The sequence below is a fragment of the Pantoea sp. 9140 genome (assembly GCF_000745295.1).
GTDB classification, from domain to species: Bacteria; Pseudomonadota; Gammaproteobacteria; order Enterobacterales; family Enterobacteriaceae; genus Pantoea; species Pantoea vagans.
In genome coordinates this window covers 630,798-649,156 of sequence record NZ_JQNO01000001.1, presented here as the reverse complement: position 1 = coordinate 649,156, position 18,359 = coordinate 630,798, and the positions used below count along the sequence as shown (strand labels likewise).

26 protein-coding genes are annotated in these 18,359 nt (G+C 55.6%); 19 read left to right on the top strand and 7 right to left on the bottom strand.

Going from position 1 to position 18,359, the window contains the following annotated elements; translation table 11 throughout:
- The first annotated feature begins 24 nt into the window (after positions 1 to 24).
- The 16 genes from FA92_RS23195 to FA92_RS02820 all read left to right on the top strand — a co-directional run bounded on the left by FA92_RS23195 (position 25) and on the right by FA92_RS02820 (position 6,206).
- Positions 25 to 165 carry a protease FtsH-inhibitory lysogeny factor CIII gene (locus FA92_RS23195; protein WP_156105666.1) on the top strand — a complete coding sequence of 47 codons (141 nt, stop codon included), beginning with the start codon at positions 25 to 27 and terminating at the stop codon, positions 163 to 165.
- A complete protein-coding gene (locus FA92_RS02885) occupies positions 162 to 359 on the top strand; it encodes a DUF5444 family protein (RefSeq protein ID WP_033782049.1) in 198 nt (65 codons plus the stop codon). Before FA92_RS23195 ends, FA92_RS02885 begins: the two co-directional genes overlap by 4 nt.
- Positions 349 to 501: a hypothetical protein gene (locus FA92_RS23190; protein ID WP_156105664.1), complete on the top strand. Its 153-nt coding sequence runs from the start codon at positions 349 to 351 to the stop codon at positions 499 to 501. Before FA92_RS02885 ends, FA92_RS23190 begins: the two co-directional genes overlap by 11 nt.
- The gene (locus FA92_RS02880; protein ID WP_033782047.1) at positions 494 to 1,099 is read left to right on the top strand and encodes an ERF family protein; all 606 of its coding nucleotides are present in this window, start codon (positions 494 to 496) and stop codon (positions 1,097 to 1,099) included. Before FA92_RS23190 ends, FA92_RS02880 begins: the two co-directional genes overlap by 8 nt.
- Positions 1,099 to 1,491, top strand: coding sequence for a single-stranded DNA-binding protein (locus FA92_RS02875; protein ID WP_033782046.1), 393 nt, complete (start codon positions 1,099 to 1,101; stop codon positions 1,489 to 1,491). Before FA92_RS02880 ends, FA92_RS02875 begins: the two co-directional genes overlap by 1 nt.
- Before the next feature lie 26 nt (positions 1,492 to 1,517).
- On the top strand, positions 1,518 to 1,826 hold the full coding sequence (locus FA92_RS02870) for a hypothetical protein (protein WP_033782045.1): 309 nt from the start codon (positions 1,518 to 1,520) through the stop codon (positions 1,824 to 1,826).
- 49 nt (positions 1,827 to 1,875) lie between these two features.
- Positions 1,876 to 2,319 carry a hypothetical protein gene (locus FA92_RS02865; protein WP_051926439.1) on the top strand — a complete coding sequence of 148 codons (444 nt, stop codon included), beginning with the start codon at positions 1,876 to 1,878 and terminating at the stop codon, positions 2,317 to 2,319.
- Positions 2,319 to 2,585, top strand: a complete 267-nt coding sequence (locus tag FA92_RS02860; protein ID WP_033782044.1) for a hypothetical protein — start codon at positions 2,319 to 2,321, stop codon at positions 2,583 to 2,585. The genes FA92_RS02865 and FA92_RS02860 overlap by 1 nt, the downstream gene beginning before the upstream one ends.
- Positions 2,582 to 2,908 carry a hypothetical protein gene (locus tag FA92_RS02855; protein WP_033782043.1) on the top strand — a complete coding sequence of 109 codons (327 nt, stop codon included), beginning with the start codon at positions 2,582 to 2,584 and terminating at the stop codon, positions 2,906 to 2,908. The genes FA92_RS02860 and FA92_RS02855 overlap by 4 nt, the downstream gene beginning before the upstream one ends.
- Entirely contained in the window at positions 2,908 to 3,348 is a 441-nt protein-coding gene (locus FA92_RS02850) for a hypothetical protein (protein WP_033782042.1), read from the top strand. Before FA92_RS02855 ends, FA92_RS02850 begins: the two co-directional genes overlap by 1 nt.
- Positions 3,349 to 3,378: 30 nt before the next feature.
- On the top strand, positions 3,379 to 3,618 hold the full coding sequence (locus tag FA92_RS02845) for a DNA polymerase III subunit theta (RefSeq protein WP_033782040.1): 240 nt from the start codon (positions 3,379 to 3,381) through the stop codon (positions 3,616 to 3,618).
- Positions 3,615 to 3,821: a hypothetical protein gene (locus FA92_RS02840; RefSeq protein WP_156105662.1), complete on the top strand. Its 207-nt coding sequence runs from the start codon at positions 3,615 to 3,617 to the stop codon at positions 3,819 to 3,821. The genes FA92_RS02845 and FA92_RS02840 overlap by 4 nt, the downstream gene beginning before the upstream one ends.
- A gap of 65 nt (positions 3,822 to 3,886) precedes the next feature.
- Complete coding sequence (locus FA92_RS02835; RefSeq protein ID WP_033782036.1) at positions 3,887 to 4,093, top strand: hypothetical protein; 207 nt, start codon at positions 3,887 to 3,889, stop codon at positions 4,091 to 4,093.
- Complete coding sequence (locus tag FA92_RS02830; RefSeq protein WP_033782034.1) at positions 4,090 to 4,464, top strand: hypothetical protein; 375 nt, start codon at positions 4,090 to 4,092, stop codon at positions 4,462 to 4,464. Before FA92_RS02835 ends, FA92_RS02830 begins: the two co-directional genes overlap by 4 nt.
- A 47-nt stretch (positions 4,465 to 4,511) precedes the next feature.
- Positions 4,512 to 4,847, top strand: coding sequence for a hypothetical protein (locus tag FA92_RS02825; RefSeq protein ID WP_197061481.1), 336 nt, complete (start codon positions 4,512 to 4,514; stop codon positions 4,845 to 4,847).
- Positions 4,848 to 5,162: 315 nt separating this feature from the next.
- A complete protein-coding gene (locus FA92_RS02820) occupies positions 5,163 to 6,206 on the top strand; it encodes a site-specific integrase (RefSeq protein WP_033782032.1) in 1,044 nt (347 codons plus the stop codon).
- Between the two features lie 120 nt (positions 6,207 to 6,326).
- Here the strand turns inward: FA92_RS02820 and queA are convergent, their stop codons facing one another.
- Positions 6,327 to 7,397, bottom strand: a complete 1,071-nt coding sequence (queA, locus tag FA92_RS02815; protein WP_033731738.1) for a tRNA preQ1(34) S-adenosylmethionine ribosyltransferase-isomerase QueA — start codon at positions 7,395 to 7,397, stop codon at positions 6,327 to 6,329.
- Between the two features lie 103 nt (positions 7,398 to 7,500).
- Between queA and FA92_RS02810 the strand changes: the two genes are divergently transcribed.
- From FA92_RS02810 to FA92_RS02800, 3 genes are all read left to right on the top strand, one after another.
- On the top strand, positions 7,501 to 8,082 hold the full coding sequence (locus FA92_RS02810) for an ACP phosphodiesterase (RefSeq protein WP_033782030.1): 582 nt from the start codon (positions 7,501 to 7,503) through the stop codon (positions 8,080 to 8,082).
- Between the two features lie 207 nt (positions 8,083 to 8,289).
- Positions 8,290 to 9,102, top strand: coding sequence for an inositol monophosphatase (locus FA92_RS02805; protein WP_033782028.1), 813 nt, complete (start codon positions 8,290 to 8,292; stop codon positions 9,100 to 9,102).
- Positions 9,103 to 10,359, top strand: coding sequence for a histidine-type phosphatase (locus FA92_RS02800; RefSeq protein ID WP_033782026.1), 1,257 nt, complete (start codon positions 9,103 to 9,105; stop codon positions 10,357 to 10,359). It abuts the gene before it with no gap.
- Positions 10,360 to 10,881: 522 nt separating this feature from the next.
- Here the strand turns inward: FA92_RS02800 and proY are convergent.
- From proY to phoB, 6 genes are all read right to left on the bottom strand, one after another.
- Complete coding sequence (gene proY / locus FA92_RS02795; protein WP_033731734.1) at positions 10,882 to 12,234, bottom strand: proline-specific permease ProY; 1,353 nt, start codon at positions 12,232 to 12,234, stop codon at positions 10,882 to 10,884.
- 70 nt (positions 12,235 to 12,304) lie between these two features.
- A complete protein-coding gene (gene brnQ, locus FA92_RS02790) occupies positions 12,305 to 13,624 on the bottom strand; it encodes a branched-chain amino acid transporter carrier protein BrnQ (RefSeq protein ID WP_013356963.1) in 1,320 nt (439 codons plus the stop codon).
- 391 nt (positions 13,625 to 14,015) lie between these two features.
- Positions 14,016 to 15,122, bottom strand: coding sequence for a cobalamin-independent methionine synthase II family protein (locus FA92_RS02785; RefSeq protein ID WP_013356962.1), 1,107 nt, complete (start codon positions 15,120 to 15,122; stop codon positions 14,016 to 14,018).
- A gap of 164 nt (positions 15,123 to 15,286) precedes the next feature.
- Positions 15,287 to 16,207, bottom strand: a complete 921-nt coding sequence (locus tag FA92_RS02780) for a PstS family phosphate ABC transporter substrate-binding protein (RefSeq protein WP_033784500.1) — start codon at positions 16,205 to 16,207, stop codon at positions 15,287 to 15,289.
- A gap of 19 nt (positions 16,208 to 16,226) precedes the next feature.
- Positions 16,227 to 17,540, bottom strand: a complete 1,314-nt coding sequence (gene phoR / locus FA92_RS02775; protein WP_033782024.1) for a phosphate regulon sensor histidine kinase PhoR — start codon at positions 17,538 to 17,540, stop codon at positions 16,227 to 16,229.
- A gap of 14 nt (positions 17,541 to 17,554) precedes the next feature.
- Positions 17,555 to 18,244 carry a phosphate response regulator transcription factor PhoB gene (gene phoB, locus FA92_RS02770; RefSeq protein ID WP_003852491.1) on the bottom strand — a complete coding sequence of 230 codons (690 nt, stop codon included), beginning with the start codon at positions 18,242 to 18,244 and terminating at the stop codon, positions 17,555 to 17,557.
- Between the last annotated feature and the right edge of the window lie 115 nt (positions 18,245 to 18,359).

Here is an 18,359-nt window from a genome sequence, read left to right as displayed (position 1 = left end):
CCAACCAATAGCAAGGAACCCACGATGAACTATGCCATCGCGGGCGGCGCCATCGTGGGCGCTGCTCAGCTAGACGAATCACTGCTCGACACTATCACCCGCCGCCTCCGCACTGGCTGGCGCAACCTTATCGACACGCTGAATCAGAAGGTAAATCCGCTATGACTATTATCCCGGTGAACGGAACCATTCTGGTTCAGCAGGGCTGCAGCCACTTCAACAAGCTGTACGAAGAGGCTTTCCCAGACACGAAGGAAGGCATGCATAAGGCCTATGCGTGGGCTTCTGAGATTGCGCTGGGCTGGCATGACTGTCAGGACGATGACTGGAATAAGAGGTTCAAAAACCATGCAGCATAACGAAGATGAATTTGTCGCTCTGATGCGCGGCATGCTTGGCGATTTGGCTGAGCCAATGACATATGAGCAGGCTGCAATGGATGCGGCTGCTGATTACCGTACGGAGCAGCAGGCAGAGCGAATGGGAGTGAGCTATGAGTAAGGAATTCTACGTCAGGCTGGCAGAGATACAGCGCACGCTGGAGGCACCAAAAGGCCAGTACAACAGTTTCGGCAAATATCACTACCGCAGCTGTGAAGACATTCTTGAGGGTGTTAAGCCGCTGCTTAATGGCCTGTTCCTGTCCATCTCTGACGAAATCGTTCTGATTGGTGATCGGTATTACGTCAAAGCCACCGCTACGATTACCGATGGCGAAACCACCCACAGCGCCTCTGCAATGGCCCGTGAAGCAATCGACAAGAAAGGCATGGATGATGCCCAGATAACAGGCGCAACCAGCTCATACGCCCGCAAATACTGTCTCAATGGCCTGTTCGGTATCGATGACTCGAAGGATGCTGATACCAACGAGCACCGACAGCAGTCAGCCTCAGCACCTCAGCAGCAAAAACCTAAGCCTAAGCCCTCGGACATCCTTGCCGCCTTCTCTGAGGCTGCACTCAGCAAGAAAACCCCGGAAGAGCTGAAGCTGTCATTCGCCAGAGCGTGGCAGGCGCTGGACGGAACTCCGGAGCAGGCAAAAGCAAAAGAAGTCTACGACATGAAGAAATCAGAGCTTGAAGGAGCCACAGCATAATGCCAATCAACACGATCACAATCGCAGGTAATGTCGGCAAGGATGCCGTTCTGCGCGTTACTCCAAATGGAAAGCACATCGCGTCATTCTCCGTGCCGGCAAAATCAGGCTTTGGTGACAACGAGAAAACATCCTGGCTGCAGTGCAAGATGTTCGGCGCTATGGCTGAGAAGCTATCGGCAGGCATCCTGAAAGGCGCGAAGGTCACCGTTACCGGCGAGTTCGTTCTGGAAGAATGGACAAAGGATGACGGCACAAAGGTATCTACGCCAACTATCCTCGTTCGGGATATCGACCTGCCACCAAAGCAGAGCGGCCAGCAACAGAGTCGGCCGCAACAGTCGCGTGGTCAATCTACCGAACCTGATTACGACACCGATATTCCCTTCTGATTTAACCCACAAATAAGGCACCGACCATGAACCTCACCGAATCTTCGGCGGACTCTGCACGCCCTGGCAAGACGCAATCACAGCGCCTTCATCGGCTGGCTATGCAGGACGCACAGCAGCAGATAGCCGCCCTGTACGGTGAGCGTTGCCGGATTGAATCACGCACAACGGAATCACTGGAAGCAAGGCGCAGGGAGCGCACTACCAAGGAATATGCACGGCAGGCAGCCTTCTATCCGCAGCTGCCTCGCATTGTGGTGACGAAGCCTGATGTCGTCTGGAATGACTATCAAACAGAGCTGCGCGGCCGCTTTGGTGCCGTGGTGCAGGACTAACTATTTTCGCCGCGGCATTGAGCCTGACAGCGGCATAAGGGGTAAGAGAATGAGTGAAGTTAATAGAATTGGTGCGGTATGGAACGATATATGCGAGAGCCTTCAGCTGCGTGAGTCTTCCGATGGAGAACTTGTAAAATACGAAGACTACGCCGAACTCAAAGCACAGCGTGACGCGCTGGCGGCTGAGAATGCGGCGCTGAAACACACTGCCAACATTATTCGTGCTCTAAATGCGAACCCAGAAGCAGCGCGGTTTTGCGGCTTTGAGGACGAACAAATTGATAATGCTGTTGAGGCAATGTCCACCCCAGCCACCGACGCCTACCTCAACTCTGTGCGGGCTGAGGGTGTTGATTATGTTGCTGAGGCAATCGGCGCGAAATGTGCAGAACTGAAAGTCGGAAGCAAAGACTGGAAAGCGTTAAAGAGCATCGTGTTCACCCTGGGAGATTTCGCCGCCCAACTCCGCGCCGGTAAGGATGGTGAGTGATGAAGACCTTCTTAGTGTGGTGCCCTGATATGGGTTCAGAGCGTGAGGATGCCTGTGAAATTGAGGCGTATGACCATGAATCAGCAGCAAAAGAATGGGCGGAAAGGGAAGATTGGCACAGTGCTGAATATAGCATTGTGGGTGGGCGGGAAACGCCAGTTGTCTGTGTTGCTGAGGTTGACGGACCAGAGCAGCAATTCAGGGTTAGTGGTGAAGCGGTGCCGCAGTACTACGCACATGCAATCCGCGCAGGAGAGCCATCATGACAAACGAAGAGAAGCAGGAAATTGCGCGCCAGCTTAAAAACAGCATTGCCGACCTGACTTCCTATCTGAAGATTATCCCTTCTCCTGCGGATTCGGAAGATATCAGTTGGCGAATTAAGGTTGAGAGTCTGGCACTCGTCTCCCTGACCGCGCATCCGGTTAAGCATCCCCATGAATGGGTTCATATCCGCTTCACAGACCGCAGCAAAAGCCAGCGGATGAAATGCCAGATAGCATGGTCAGACTCGCTGAATAGCGTGATTTATGACGAAGAAGGCGCTCCGCTATTAATTGCCAACAGTGGCTATGAGGTGCAGGAATAATGAGACCATTAAGTGAACGTATCAAAAATTTTGGCAACACGCAGTTTGTTGACTGGCTTTGCCTGGCCTGTGTTGATGTGCGCGAAGTTCGCACCCCAGACGCAGCACAGGAAGAGATCGACAAAATCCGCGATGCGCTTATGGAAAGGCTTTCGGCGCTGGAGCAGCGCGCAGAAGCAGCAGAGGTTGAGAAAGCTGGAGCAGAAGAGCGATGCCGCATGATGTTCGACGCTAAGAATCATTGGGCTGACAGAGCAAGGGCAGCTGAGGCGAAGATGGTGCCAGATAGCTGGCAACTGGTGCCAATTGAGCCTAGCTGGGAAATGCTTTCGGCTGACGGGTGCAAAGAGCATCACAACGGTCAACCATGCCTGCACCATGACAATCGCAAGCGCATCTGGTCTGCAATGCTCACAGCAGCACCCACCCCGCCCGAATAAGCGATATACTCCCCACAGGAGGACATCGCCATGTCACACAACTTAGCAGCACGCAGCAGAGAAGAGCGGGACCGGATTAACGTGGATTTAGCCGCGTCAGGAGTCGCATACAAGGAGCGCATGAATCAGCCTGTTATTCCGCATGAAGTGGAGATGCAGCAGCCTGCAGCGATGAGAGATTATTTCAAAGAGAGATTGCAGCATTACAGGAACGTTGCGCTGCAGTTCCCGCGCGGCACTGACCCGGTTTATTTGAAAGAGGAAAAATGATGAGCGATAAAAAGTTACCTGTTGAAGACATGAGTTACCGCCAATGGCTGATAGGGATGGCTTTCCAAGGAATCTTAGCTTCGGATTCCGAAGGAACCCTTACAGCTGAAAAATGCGCAACAGCTACTATTCGATACGTTGATGCGCTTTTGAAAGAATTAGAAGACGAAAAGCCAAAAAGGAAAGTTAGCGATATCCTTTAACTTCCAAAAAAAATGCAACCGCCCACCGAGGCGGTTTTTTTACGCCAAAATTTCGGAGGTAGAACATGTCTGACGAATTAGACCAGGCCGCTGAGCTTGAAGAGCTGGAGCGCAATATCGCACTGGCAAACCGCAAGCATCCGGAAATGGTGTTTACCGGTGCCTGTTATTACTGCGAAGAGGCGGTGCCGGCCGGATGCTTCTGCTCACCAGAGTGCCGGGAAGACCATGAGCGCATTGAGCGCGCTAAGCAGCACAGGAGAGTCGCATGAGTATTGAGTGGAACGGAGAAGGTTTGCCGCCGATTGGCTGTGAATGCGAGCTGGTAAACTTCTACGGCAACGATTTTCCTGAATTCGTTGGAGAGCATGGCGAGGTAGTGAAAATCATCGGGAACGGTTTTACCAATGGCTCCCCTGTCGCATTTTATGAAGCCGATGGCGGACGGGGAGGAATGCTGGCATATGCAGTTGAGCAATGCTTTCGCCCTGTCCGCACTGAAGCAGAACGGAAGCGTGAAGACTCAGAGGTTGCCATGCGGTTGTGCCTGAAAGGTACAGGATATGGCATGACGGAAGGCGCAGCAAAAACAGTCTTTGACGCTATCGCTGCTGGAAAAATCCCCCACATCACCCTGAAGTAACCCCCCACCCACCCTATTCACTATCGCGCTCTGCGTGAGGAGTTGTTATGTCTATAAAAGAGCTTCAGCAAAGAATCCATCAACAGAACATTGAGGCTGGTTGGTGGGAGAATCCACGCGAGAAAGGCACGTTGCTTTGCCTTATCCACTCAGAAATCAGCGAGGCGATGGAGGGGGAGCGCAAGAACCTCATGGATGACCATTTACCACACCGAAAGATGGCAGAGGTTGAGTTGGCTGACGCTGTTATACGAATCCTCGATTATGCGCATGCTTTTGGTTACGACATTGAAGGTGCGATTGCGGAGAAGCTCGATTACAACCGCCAGCGCGCTGACCATAAAAAAGAAAACCGCAGCCAGCCTAACGGCAAGCAGTTCTGATGAACACCATCCGCGACATCTCCCCCGACGAGTTCACCCTGTGGCTCGTCTTTTTTATTTGCATCGTGCTGGTCTGGAACTGGCCGTATAAGGAGTAGATATGCCGGACGAGGCATTCATGAAAGTCAGAGAGTACGCTGCGCTTATCAGGGTGTCAGCGTCAACTATCTATCGAGACCCGGCCCGGTTCCACATGTTTAAAGTGGGCGGCTGCTGGCGTGCCAATTCAGAGAGTATGAAAAAGTTTGAACAGCAGGCAGCAAACGACAACAATGTTTTCCGGCTGGCTGTTGTAGGCGGTAAGGAGAAGAGGAAATGCCGATCTACAAACGAGGTAACACGTACTGGATTGATATATCGAAGCCAGACGGCTCGCGAATTAGACGCTCTGCTGGCACCAAAGAAAAAGAGAAGGCACAGCAGCTGCACGACAAGCTGAAGCACGAAGCGTGGGCTGTGAAGAATCTGGATAAGCGACCGGAACGCCTTTTTGAAGACCTGATCATGCTGGCGCTCCGTGACGCAGAAGATAACGCCAACATTGAGAACATCAAAATCTATGCGCGCTACTGGCATAGTCTTTTTGAGGGCCGGCTGGTTTCATCTGTGAGCGGCGAGGAGATTACGGAAAATCTACCTACTCACAGCCGCATAACCCACCAGCGCCTCTCTAACGCAACGAAGAACCGGTACCGGGCCTTTATCATGCGTGGCTTCTCTCTGGCTTATAAGAGCGGATGGATTGACCAGATACCCTATGCACAGACAATGCGTGAGCCAAAGGTGCGCGTCAGGTGGCTGGATAAGAACGATGCCAGATCGCTTATCGGCAACCTTCAGCATGAGTGGATGAAAAACCTGTGCTCATTCGCCCTTCTGACCGGCGCTCGCCTGCGGGAGATTCTGTCCCTCACCTGGCAGGATATTGATTTGGGTCTGAGGCGGGCAGTCGTGAAGGCGGAGGTAGCAAAATCAGGAAGAGCAAGGCAATTGCCACTGGGTGATGACGCCGTAGCAATACTGAATCGGATCCCCCGGGATTTTGAATATGTTTTTTCTTCCGATGGAACCATGCAGGACTACTTCGTACGGAGTGATTTCAACCGGGCGCTGAAGCTTTCAGGGATAAAGGATTTCCGGTTTCACGACCTGAGACATACCTGGGCGAGCTGGCATGTTCAGGACGGAACGCCGCTGATGGTTCTCAAAGATTTGGGAGGGTGGGAGAAACTGGAAATGGTGACAAAGTACGCACATCTGAGTGGTGAACATTTGAGCAGATTTAGCGGCGCCGTCACATTTCTGGCACAGGAAGGGAAATACGAGAGTGAATCTGGCCGGATAACTCTCGTAAGTTGATGTATTGAAATGATATTTAGCTAGGTTCCGCATCCGCTGGAAATCGATGCATCGGAGAAACAGTCCGATGCAGATAACCTTCAGTCGCACGACAGGCGATTCCGGCTATCGGTTAATAAATCAGTCGCCCACTTTTTCCAGCGGCGCCTGCGGATTTTTGCTGATAAACATCGCATCTCCATAACTGAAGAAACGATATTGCTCAGCCACGGCTGCGCGGTACGCGGCCATGGTGTGCTGATAACCGGCAAACGCCGAGACCAGCATAATCAGAGTCGATTCGGGCAGATGGAAGTTGGTGATCAGCGCATCGATCACCTGATACTCATAGCCCGGATAGATGAAAATCTGGGTATCGTCAAAGAACGGCGCAATCAGGGCATCCTGACTTGCTTTGGCGGCGCTCTCCAGCGAACGAACAGAAGTGGTGCCGACAGCAACAACCTTGTTGCCACGCGCCTTACAGGCCAGCACGGCGTCGACAACCTCCTGCGGCACTTCGGCATACTCCGCGTGCATGTGATGCTCTTCGATGGTTTCGACACGCACCGGCTGGAAGGTGCCTGCACCGACGTGCAGCGTCACAAAGGCCATCTCAATGCCCTTCTCTTTCAACGCCTGCAGCAGCGGTTCATCGAAGTGCAGACCGGCTGTCGGGGCCGCGACGGCACCCGGACGGGCGCTGTAAACCGTCTGATAAAGCTCGCGATCCGCCTCTTCATCAGGACGGTCGATATACGGCGGCAGTGGCATGTGACCGACGCTGTTGAGGATATCGAGCACCGCGCGCTCATCATCAAACGCGATCTCAAACAGCGCATCGTGGCGTGCCACCATGGTCGCTTTCACACTCTCATCTTCGCCCAGCAGCAGTTCTGCCCCCGGCTTCGGCGCTTTTGAGGCGCGCACATGTGCCAGCACGCGCTTGTCGTCGAGCATCCGCTCCACCAGCATCTCGATTTTGCCGCCACTGGCTTTACGGCCAAACACGCGCGCCGGAATCACACGGGTGTTGTTGAACACCAGCAGATCGCCTGGATTCAGCTTATCCAGCACGTCGGTGAAAACACCGTGCGACAGCGCACCGCTGGGACCGTCGAGCGACAGCAGACGACAGCCGCTGCGCTGCGCCTGGGGATAGTGAGCAATCAGGGATTCGGGCAGTTCAAAAGCAAAATCGGCGACACGCATTGAAATGTTCTTTCTCAGGCAAAAACAGGCGGCACAGTTTAGCGGAAAATCGACCAATTCTGAACAACTGGCTGCGCAAAGGCAGTTCAGCCTATAATGCGGCATGAACTTTCTTGCGCATCTCCATCTGGCTAAGCTGGCCGACAGCTCCTTACTCGGCAATCTAATGGCCGACTTTGTGCGGGGCAACCCGCACCAGCACTGGTCCGCGCCTGTCGCAGACGGCATTCTGATGCATCGTCGTCTGGACGTGATGACGGATGCGCTGCCGGAGGTGCGCAGCGCCCGTCAGCTGTTCCGTGCGGAAACTTATCGTGTGGCACCGATTACGCTGGACGTCATCTGGGACCATTTTCTGGCCCGTCACTGGCAGCAATTTACGCCCGACCAGACGCTGTTGCAGTTTTCTGCCACCGCCGAGCGCGAAATCCTGCCGCAGCTGGCCGACACGCCTCCTGAATTTCAGGCACTCAACGCGGTGATGTGGCGTGAGCGGTGGTTTGAGCATTATGCCCAGCCTGCGCGGCTGGAGCGGGTGCTGCACGGCATGGCCAGCCGCCGTCCACGCCTGTCGGCACTACGCGACTCCTACCACGATTTCACGCAACATTATGATCAGCTGGAAGCGCTGTTTTTTGTTTTTTATCCGCGTTTAATGGCGCTGGCGACCAGCAGAACCCTGTAAAACCCGATCCTCTGCTGCCGGGCTGACGGACATGCGCTTTTGCCTGATGAAAAAAGCCGCCTGCCCGGCTCAGCACCATCTTGCCATTGCTGCTTATCTGCGGCTTAATGAAGCCTTTCTTAACAATAGTGAAGTAAACATCACAGCCAGACCGCCTGTTCAGGCGCGCCTTCCGTTCGTTATGGCAAAAAATCATAAGAGGAAAAGATGTCATCCGCTTCGCATTCTGAAATAGACGCGCGTTACCGTTACGCCTGCGACATCGCCCGTGCGGCGGGCAGCCGGGCTCTGTCATGGTATCAGCAGCGTCAGACACTGGTCGTGGAACACAAAAGGGATTTGCAGGACGTGGTCAGCGAGGCTGATCGTAACGTTGAGGCATTAATTAAGACCTTAATCGCTGAACGTTTTCCTGAGGATATCGTCTATGGCGAAGAGAGCGGCGGCGAGGTTGAGGGTGCGCCCTTTATCTGGGTTGTCGATCCGATCGATGGCACCGCCTGTTTCGTCAACGGCCTGCCTAACTGGTGCGTTTCACTGGCGGTGGTCTGCGAAGGCGAACCGGTGATCGGCGTGGTCTGCGATCCCAATCATCAGGAGCTGTTCCACGCACGGGCAGGCCAGGGGGCATGGCTGAATGAAATTCGCCTGCAGGTTCATAGCGCTACGCATCTCAACGAGGGTTTACTTGGCATCAGTAACTCCAGCCGGACGCCGGGCGAAAGCGTCTCACGCCTGATCAGCGGCTTAATTGAACAGGGTGGTATGTTTATTCGCATCGGTTCGGGTGCGCTGACCAGCGCCTGGGCAGCAGCCGGTCGGCTGATTGGTTACTACGAAGCGCATATGCATCCGTGGGATAGTCTGCCGGGCATCGTTCTTATGCGCGAAGCAGGCGGTGTTACCAATGATTATCTGCGTAATGAAGGCCTGAAAAACGGTAACCCGGTGTTGCTGGCCAATGCGGCTCTGTATCCAAAAATTAAAGCGCTGACCGGCAACGGCGCACTGGAAGAGTAAATGACGCTGCCAACCCTGTGCCGCTGTGCGCTAATCCTCGGTTCTCTCTGGCTGTTAAGCCCGGCGACACAGGCGGCGGATTACCAGCTGGAGAAAGTGGTTGAACTGAGCCGTCACGGCGTACGTCCACCCACGCCAGGCAATCGTAAAGAGATTGAAGCCGCCAGCCAGCAACCCTGGACACAGTGGACCACTGCCGATGGCGAGCTGACGGGTCACGGCTACAGTGCCGTAGTGAATAAAGGACGCTGGGAAGGCGAGCACTATCGCCAGCTCGGCCTGCTGGGCACGGGCTGTCCGGATGCCGCTCAGGTCTACGTGCGCGCCAGCCCGCTGCAGCGCACCCGCGCCACGGCTGCGGCGCTGACGGACGGCGCGTTTCCCGGCTGCGGCGTAACCGTACATCACGTCGCGGGCGATGTTGATCCCCTGTTTCAGAGTGAAAAGCTGACGGTCACCCGGACCGATCCCGCACAGGAACTGGCTGCTAAACAGCAGAAAGCGGGCGATCTGGCACACCTGCAACAGCAACTGCAACCGGCGATTCAGCAGCTGAAAGCCACCGTCTGCCCCCCCGCAACGGATTGTCCCCTGTTTGATGCGCCCTGGACGTTCCGGCAAACCCGCAACGGGAATAGTTACGTTTACGGGCTGAGCGTGATGGCGAGCATGGTGGAGACGCTGCGACTGGGCTACAGCGAAAATCTGCCGTTTGATCAGCTCGCCTGGGGACACATCACCACGGCCGCGCAGATCACCTCCCTGCTGCCGCTGCTGACCGCCAACTACGATCTCAGCAACGACGTATTCTACCTGGCACAGCGCCGTGGCTCGATACTGCTCAACACGATGCTGGAGGCGATCGCTGCCGACAGCTCGCCGGGCCGCTGGCTGGTTCTCGTCGCGCATGACACCAACATTGCGATGGTGCGCACCCTGATGGACTTTAACTGGCAGTTACCCGGCTATTCTCGCGGTAACATTCCGCCGGGCAGCAGTCTGGTGCTGGAGCGCTGGCGCGACACCCGCAGCGGCGAGCGTTTTTTGCGGATCTATTTTCAGGCGCAGAGTCTGGATGGCATCCGCCAGCTGCAACCGATTGATGATAAACATCCGTTATTACAGCAGGAATGGCATCAGCCCGACTGCAGAGTTACCGCTGTCGGCCTGCTCTGCCCTTATCAATCCACACTGACTCAGCTGCGTAAAAACCTGGATAACAGCGCTGTGCTGCCGGTTTCGGTTATATTGCCCTGAGTCTGTGGCTAATCAAATTAAGGCCGTAGTCGCAATGCGGCCTTAATAATGTTAACCGCTGTTAATTAACGCCACTCCGACCTTTTCTTATTTAATTCGCCTGACTATCAGCGCCACGCATTTTGATTTACGATAGTCCTGTCAATCATCCCTTTATTATCTATTTTCCTGTAATTCTTGCGTATTTCGGCGACTGGTTTCGCCGTTTTTTATTTCTGCCTCTCTGCTTTTTTAGCCCGCCAGTGCCCGTATAGCCGCAATTTTCTGAGCATGAAGCCCCATCAACGCCTTTGCCCGCCTGTAATCTTCAGCGATATTCATTGCCCGTCTGAATAATCTTTTCGGGATGCATTCACCGTAATAATCAGGCGCAGCGTCTTATTTCGATAACAGTGGTTCAACGCGTAATAAAAGAATTCAGCGTTGTGGCGAAGATCACACAAATAAACAGTGACGGGAGAAAATAAAAGAGGGAAATAGCGGGTTCTGCTCCCCCATAAATCGGGAGAGCAGAACAGGAGATTAGCGTGGTTTACGCACAAGCTTATAGCCTAGCAGCAGCACCACAATCCACACCATGCCAACATAGAGTGAAATGCGGGTATCGGGGAAATAACCAATCAGCCCGATAATAAAGCAGAGGAACGCAACGCCGACGCCAGCCGTCCAACTGCCACCTGGCAGTGCAAACTGCAGCTTACTCGCTGCCTCTTTGCCAATTTTGCGACGGAAGGCGATCTGCGACAGCAGAATCATGATCCAGACCCACACCGTTGCAAAGGTCGCCAGCGAGGCGATGACCAGGAAGACTTTTTCCGGCATCAGGTAGTTGAGATAAACCGCAATCAGCATGGCGAACATCATCACCACCACCGTCACCCAAGGAATGCCGCGCGACGAGACCTTCATAAAGACTTTCGGCGCATGACCCTGCTGCGCCATCCCGTGCAGCATACGGCCCACGCCAAACACATCGCTGTTAATCGCCGAGAGCGACGCGGTCAGCACGACGAAATTGAGGATAGAGGCGGCTGCCGCGATCCCCAGATGCTGGAAGGTCAGCACAAACGGGCTGCCCGAGGTTCCTACCTGATTCCACGGGTAGATCGACATAATCACAAACAGCGTGCCAACGTAGAACACCAGAATGCGCCACGGCACCGAGTTAATCGCGCGCGGAATCGACTTCTCCGGATCTTTCGCTTCACCCGCAGTGATACCGATGATTTCGATGCCGCCATAGGCGAACATTACCATCTGCAGCGACAGCAGCATGCCGACGACGCCGTGGGCGAAGAAGCCGCCGTTGGTCCACAGGTTATGGATACCGGTCGGCTGACCGCCGTTGCCAATCCCCCAGATAATCATGCCGAAACCAGCCAGAATCATCACGATGATGGTGGCGACTTTGAAGAAGGAGAACCAGAACTCCACTTCGCCGAACACTTTCACGCTCATCAGATTGACGGCACCGATGATCAGCACCACGCTCAGCACCCAAATCCAGTGCGGCACCTCAGGGAACCAGACGCCCATATAGATGCCGAACGCGGTAACGTCCGCTATCGCCACAATCAGGATTTCAAAACAGTAGGTCCAGCCGGTGATATAGCCCGCCATCGGCCCAAGATAGTCCTGCGCGTAGCGGGAGAAAGAGCTGGCCTGAGGATTGTTAACGGACATCTCACCCAGCGCGCGCATGATGATATACGCCACTGCCCCGCCGATAATGTAGGCGAGCAGCACGCTCGGTCCGGCCATTTTTATCGCGTCAGCGGAACCGTAAAACAGCCCGGTGCCAATCGCCGATCCCAGCGCCATAAAACGGATGTGGCGCGTGCTCAGTCCGCGTTTGAGCTTGTTGGTTTCTTGCATAACAACCTGTACCTGTGAAATGAAAAAACCACGGGCAAGCCCGTGGTTAAAGAAGAATCAGTGCGCTCTGTTACGAGTGAACCGTCACCTGTTCCGGTCCTTTCACCCGATCCACAACAGCGGCAATCAGCAGCATTACCAGTGACGGTGGCAACCAGGCAAGACCCTGGTCAGCCAGCGGCAGGTGCTGACTGAATGCCGGCAGCAAATCTTTAAACCCGGTGGTTTTAATCGCATCAACAATGCCAAACAGCAGGCTGACCAGCATCGCTGGCGCGATAATCCGGCTGCTCTTATTCCACCAGTTAAGGGTGAAACTCAGCACCACCAGCACGATACAGGGCGGATAGATCGCCGTCAGTACCGGGATGGAGATCTGAATCAGGTGGCTCAGGCCGAGATTCGACACCACCATCGAGAACAGACCCAGAATAAACACCAGCGTTTTATACGACAACGGCAGGTATTGCGCAAAAAATTCCGCACAGGCACAGGTCAGGCCGACGGCGGTCACCATACAGGCGACGAAGATCAGCGCGGCCAGGAAGAAGCTGCCCATGCTGCCAAAGGTATGCTGAACATACGCGTGCAGAATCGCTGCGCCGTTAGCATTTTGATCCACCAGCGCCCCGCTGCCTGCGCCCAGTTTAAACAGGCAGAGGTAGACCAGCGTCAGGCCCAGACCGGCAATCAGTCCTGCCAGCACGGTATAACGGGTCAGCAGCGCGGCATTATCAACACCACGTGAACGGGCGGCGTTAACGATCACGATGCCGAACACCAGCGCGCCCAGCGTATCCATGGTCAGATAGCCATTAACGAAACCGCTGGAGAACGCCGCACGCTGATAGTCTGCGGTCGCCGGAATGGTGCCGCCTGCGGGCCACACCAGTGCAGCCACGCCCAGCACGGTCAGCGCGATAATTTTTAGTGGCGCCAGGAAGTGCCCTACCGTGTCGAGCAGCTTGCCCGGATAGAGCGACACGCCAATCACCAGCGCGAAGTAGATCAGGCTATAGATGAACAGCGGCAGCGCGCCATCGCCGGTCAGCGGTGCAATGCCCATCTCAAACGAGACGGTTGCCGTGCGCGGCGTGGCAAACAGCGGCCCGACAGCCAGATAGCACACGGTGGCCAGCACGATGCCAGCGACCTTGCCAATCGGGGTGCTGAGCGCATCCACGCCGCCGCCGACGCGGGCCAGGGCGATCACGGTCATCACGGGCAGACCAACAGCGGTAATCAGAAAGCCGATGGCGGCTGTCCAGACGTGTTCGCCAGACTGAATACCGACCATGGGCGGGAAAATGATGTTGCCCGCGCCAACAAACAGGGCAAATGTCATAAAGCCCAGCGCGAGAATGTCCTTCGAAGTTAAACGATGTGTCATACGGCCTGTCACTGATGTTGCGGTGGAAGTTGGGTTAGTGTTGTCCCCTCGCTGCGTGCAAACCGCGATCTGGCTGACAATGTCAGCGCATTATGCTCGTCGCAGGGTAAAGCGCAGGTGATTTAAGCTGCTTTTATTCTGTTCACAGAGGGATGGATCGACAACGGCGCTAAGTAAAACGTTTATAGCGGTGAAAGGCAATACGGGATCGGAAAACCAGAAGGTTATGCCGCCATTTTTTCAAAAGGCAGTGGATAGCGTTAATTTTTGCCGCAGGCACACAAGATGATGTGCTTAAATAACAGACAGAGCGTGAGAAAACCCCGCATAAACGGGCCAGAAGATACACAAAAGGCGCGTTTTACGCGCCTGTCTGCACAACGTTACAGCATTACCAGACCTGATTAGCGATATCGACCACTAAACGAATCTTCTGCCATTGCTCGGCTTCGCTCAGGCTGTTGCCCTCTTCGGTAGAGGCAAAGCCGCACTGCGGGCTGAGGCAGATCTGGTCCAGGCTGACATACTGCGTCGCCTCTTCCAGCCGGGCTTTCACCTGCGCCGGATCTTCCAGCTCACCCACTTTGGTGGTGATCAGCCCCAGAACGACCTGCTGATGGCCCGGCTTAACGTAACGCAGTGGCTCAAAGCCGCCGGAACGGGCGTTGTCATACTCCAGGAAGAATGCATCCACGTTGACGCTGCCGAACAGGATTTCTGCCACTGGCCCATAGCCGCCTTCAGAGATCCAGGTTGAGCGGAAATTCCCGCGACAGACATGCAGCCCCACGGTCAGATCGGCAGGTTTATCTTCCAGCGCTTTATTCAGCACCTGAGCATACGTCTGGGCCAGCTGGTCCGGGTCGTCGCCACGTGCGCGGATATCGCGCTTCTGATCTTCAGAACAGAGGTACGCCCAGACAGTGTCATCCAGCTGCAGATAGCGACAGCCCGCGTCGTAAAACGCCTTGATCGCCTGTTTGTACGTCTGCGCCAGATCGTCGAAGTAGTCCGCCAGATCGGGATAGACTTCCGAATCAATCACTTTGCGGCCACCGCGGAAGTGCAGCACGCTGGGGCTGGGAATGGTCATCTTCGGTACCGCATCACCGGCAATACTCTGCAGGAAGCGGAAATGGTCGAGCATCGGGTGATCCGCCGGGAAACCGAGTTTGCTCACCACTTTCACGCCATGCGCTTTAGTCTGCACGCCATTAAACTGGATGCCCTGCTCCGCTTCATAGCTCTCAACGCCGTCAAGACCATAGAAGAAGTCGAAGTGCCACCAGCCGCGACGGAACTCGCCGTCTGTCACCACTTTCAGGCCATTTTCACGCTGTTTCGCGACCACATCGCGGATTGCCGCATCTTCAACCTGACGCAGGGCAGCGGCATCAATCTCTCCGGCTGAAAACTGTTCGCGTGCCTGCTTAATTGCAGCGGGACGCAGGAAGCTGCCAACGGTGTCGGCGCGGAACGGGGCGGTTTCTCTTTGCATGATCACTCCTGTCCTTCCTGCAAATGATTACGGCAGGAAATAATTACATTCTGATATAAATAGCCATCTGGATGGCTATATGTCTGAATGCAGAGTGACACGAGTAACCTCTGTCTGCAACTGAAGAAAATTCAGCGATGATGAAAAAAATTCATGCTGGAAGATTATTGCAGCGCTGCGCGCGCCTGCGCCATCTGGCTGTCAGAGAGCGGCAGGTAGCCCGCTTCGCTGACGCGCCGCTGTCCCTGCACGGAAAGCACCTGCTGCAGAAACGCGGCTACCAGCGGTGGCAGCGGTTTGCCGGGCGCTTTGTTGACATAGAGATAAAGCGGACGCGCCCAGGGATAGCGGCCGCTGCGGATAGCATCGGCATCCGGAGCAATCGCCTGGCCCTGGTCATTCATCACCGCCAGCATTTTTACGCCGCTGAGGTGAAAGCCGAAACTGGCGTAGCCGATGCTGCGCGAATTACCGGCCACCGCCTGCACCACCGCCGCCGAGCCGGGAAACTCCGCTACGTCACTGCGGAAATCGCCTTTACACAGCACCTGCTGTTTGAAGAACCCCCAGGTGCCGGAGGCGGAGTTGCGCCCATAACGCTGAATCGGCCGTTCGCGCCACTGGTCGCCGGTTAAACCAAGATCGCCCCAGCGCAGCGGCACACTGTGCGCGCCACACAGGCGGGTAATGGAGAAAATCGCGTCGAGCTGGCGCGGTTCAATCTGCTGCAGCGGATTGCGCTGATTGACCACCACCACCAGCGCATCCATTGCCACCGGCACCGCCAGCGGTGGATAGCCGTAGCGCGCCTCAAAGGCCTGACGTTCATCAGCCTGCATCGGGCGACTCATCGGCCCGAGCTGTGCGGCACCCGCCGCCAGCGCGGTCGGCGCGGTAGACGAACCGGAGGCCTGAACCTGCACATTGACGCCCGGTGCCTGGCGGCTAAAATCTTCGCCCCACAGGGTCATCAGATAGCCGAGCGTGTCGGATCCGACGCTGCTGAGATTGCCGGAGAGCGTGCCGGGCTGGGCCAGCGCCAGACCCGGCAGCAGAGAGATGATTAACAAAAGAAGGAGGCGCATCAGAGAGATCCGGCAGCGATTAATGAACGGCATTCTCCTGCATCACGCTGTTCACAATCAACCTCGCGGGCAGCGTAAAGGTAAAACAGGTCTCTTTATGCGGCACGCTGGTGATATCGAGCCGCGCGTTGTGGTGGCTCAGCGCATGTTTCACAATCGCCAGTCCCAGCCCGCTGCCGCCGGTGGCACGCGAACGCGCCTTATCAACCCGGTAGAACCGCTCGGTCAGACGCGGAATATGTTCTGACGCAATACCCGGCCCGTTGTCGCACACCCGGAAGGTCGCGCCCTGCTTGCCACGCAGCCAGCTGATATCGATCCGCGTGCCCTCCGGCGTGTGATTCACCGCGTTGTACACCAGATTGGAAATAGCACTGCGCAGCTGTTCGTCGTTGCCGAACACTTTCAGATGGGGATCGGTATGGAAATGAATATCGTGACGACCGCCACTCAGCGTCGCCGCCTCATGCTGCAGCAGCTTCAGCATCACCGGCACATCGACCTTCTCTTTGAGATCGATCGCGGGCGCGGCTTCGATGCGCGACAGCGTCAGCAGCTGTTTCACCAGGCTGTCCATGCGGCGCGTCTGCTCCGACATGGTGTGCAGCGCTTTGCTGCGCGACGGCTCGCTCATCACCGAGTCATTCATCATCTCCAGATAACCCTGCAGCACGGTGAGCGGCGTGCGTAACTCATGGCTGACGTTGGCAAAGAAGTTGCGGCGCGCCCCTTCCAGCTGATGCATCTGCGTCACATCACGCGCCACCAGCAGCCACTGCCCTTCGCTATAGGGCATGACGCGGAACTCCATATGAAGTTTGTTGTTCAGCACCAGCGTCAGCGGCTTGTCAAAATCGCGCTGGCGCAGATAGCGGGAGAACTCCGGGTAACGCAGCAGATTAAGGATATTCTGGCCATTATCTTCCGGCCAGCGCAGGCCAAGGTGCTGCTGCGCCAGGCCGTTACACCAGAAAATAGTGCCCTCTTCCGTGGTCAGGATCACCGCATCCGGCAGCGATTCGGCCCCGCTGCGGAAACGCTTAATCAGATTGCCCAGTTCACGCCGCCGCCGCCGGTTGCGCAGCTGCATCTGGTAAAGCCCATAAAACAGCGGTTCCCAGCTGGCACGCCCGGTCGGTGGCGTCATGGTGCGGTCGAGCCACAGCCAGTGCGACAGCCGCATCAGATTGTGGAAATGCCACAACAGCACCACCAGTACGCTCAGCAGCAGCCACCAGGGCAGGCCGCCAGACAGCAGGCCCAGCAGCGCCGCAGGCAGACAGGCTAGCAGCAGTTCTGTCAGTAATCTCTTCCAGGAGAGGCGTTCCAGCACGGTAAAGGCTCCGTTTAGTAGCGGGCAGAGAAACGATACCCTGTTCCACGGACGGTTTGTACCATGCGATCGTGGCCGGAGACTTCCAGCGCTTTACGTAAACGGCGAATGTGAACATCGACAGTGCGATCTTCCACATACACATTGGTGCCCCAGACGTGGTTCAGCAGCTGTTCGCGGCTGTAGACGCGCTCCGGGTGGGTCATAAAGAAGTGCAGCAACTTATATTCGGTGGGGCCCATCTCCAGCGGCGTGGTTTCGGACATCACGCGATGTGAGGAGGGATCCAGACTCAGCCCCTGCATCTCAATCACCTCTTCCACTGCCATCGGCGAAATGCGGCGCATTACCGCTTTGATCCGCGCCATCAGCTCTTTAGGTGAAAACGGCTTGGTAATGTAATCATCGGCGCCCACTTCCAGGCCACGTACCCGATCTTCCTCTTCGCCGCGCGCGGTCAGCATCATCACCGGGATATCGCGGGTCATCGCCTCGCGCTTAAGATGCTTGATAAACTGAATCCCGCTGCCACCGGGTAACATCCAGTCCAGCAAAATCAGATCGGGCCAGGGTTCAATCAGCTTGCCAACGGCGCTGTCATAATCTTCCGCCTCGATTGGCTGATAGTCGTTCTGCTCCAGAACAAAACACAACATTTCACGGATGGGGGCTTCATCCTCCACAACCAAAATGCGCTTAGCCATTATTACTCCTGCTGATTATGACGGCTGTCACTGAGATTCGCGGCGCCATTATGCGTCAGATTTGTGACACTTTTATGAAAAACATAACCTGCCTGTAACCTCACTGGTAATCATT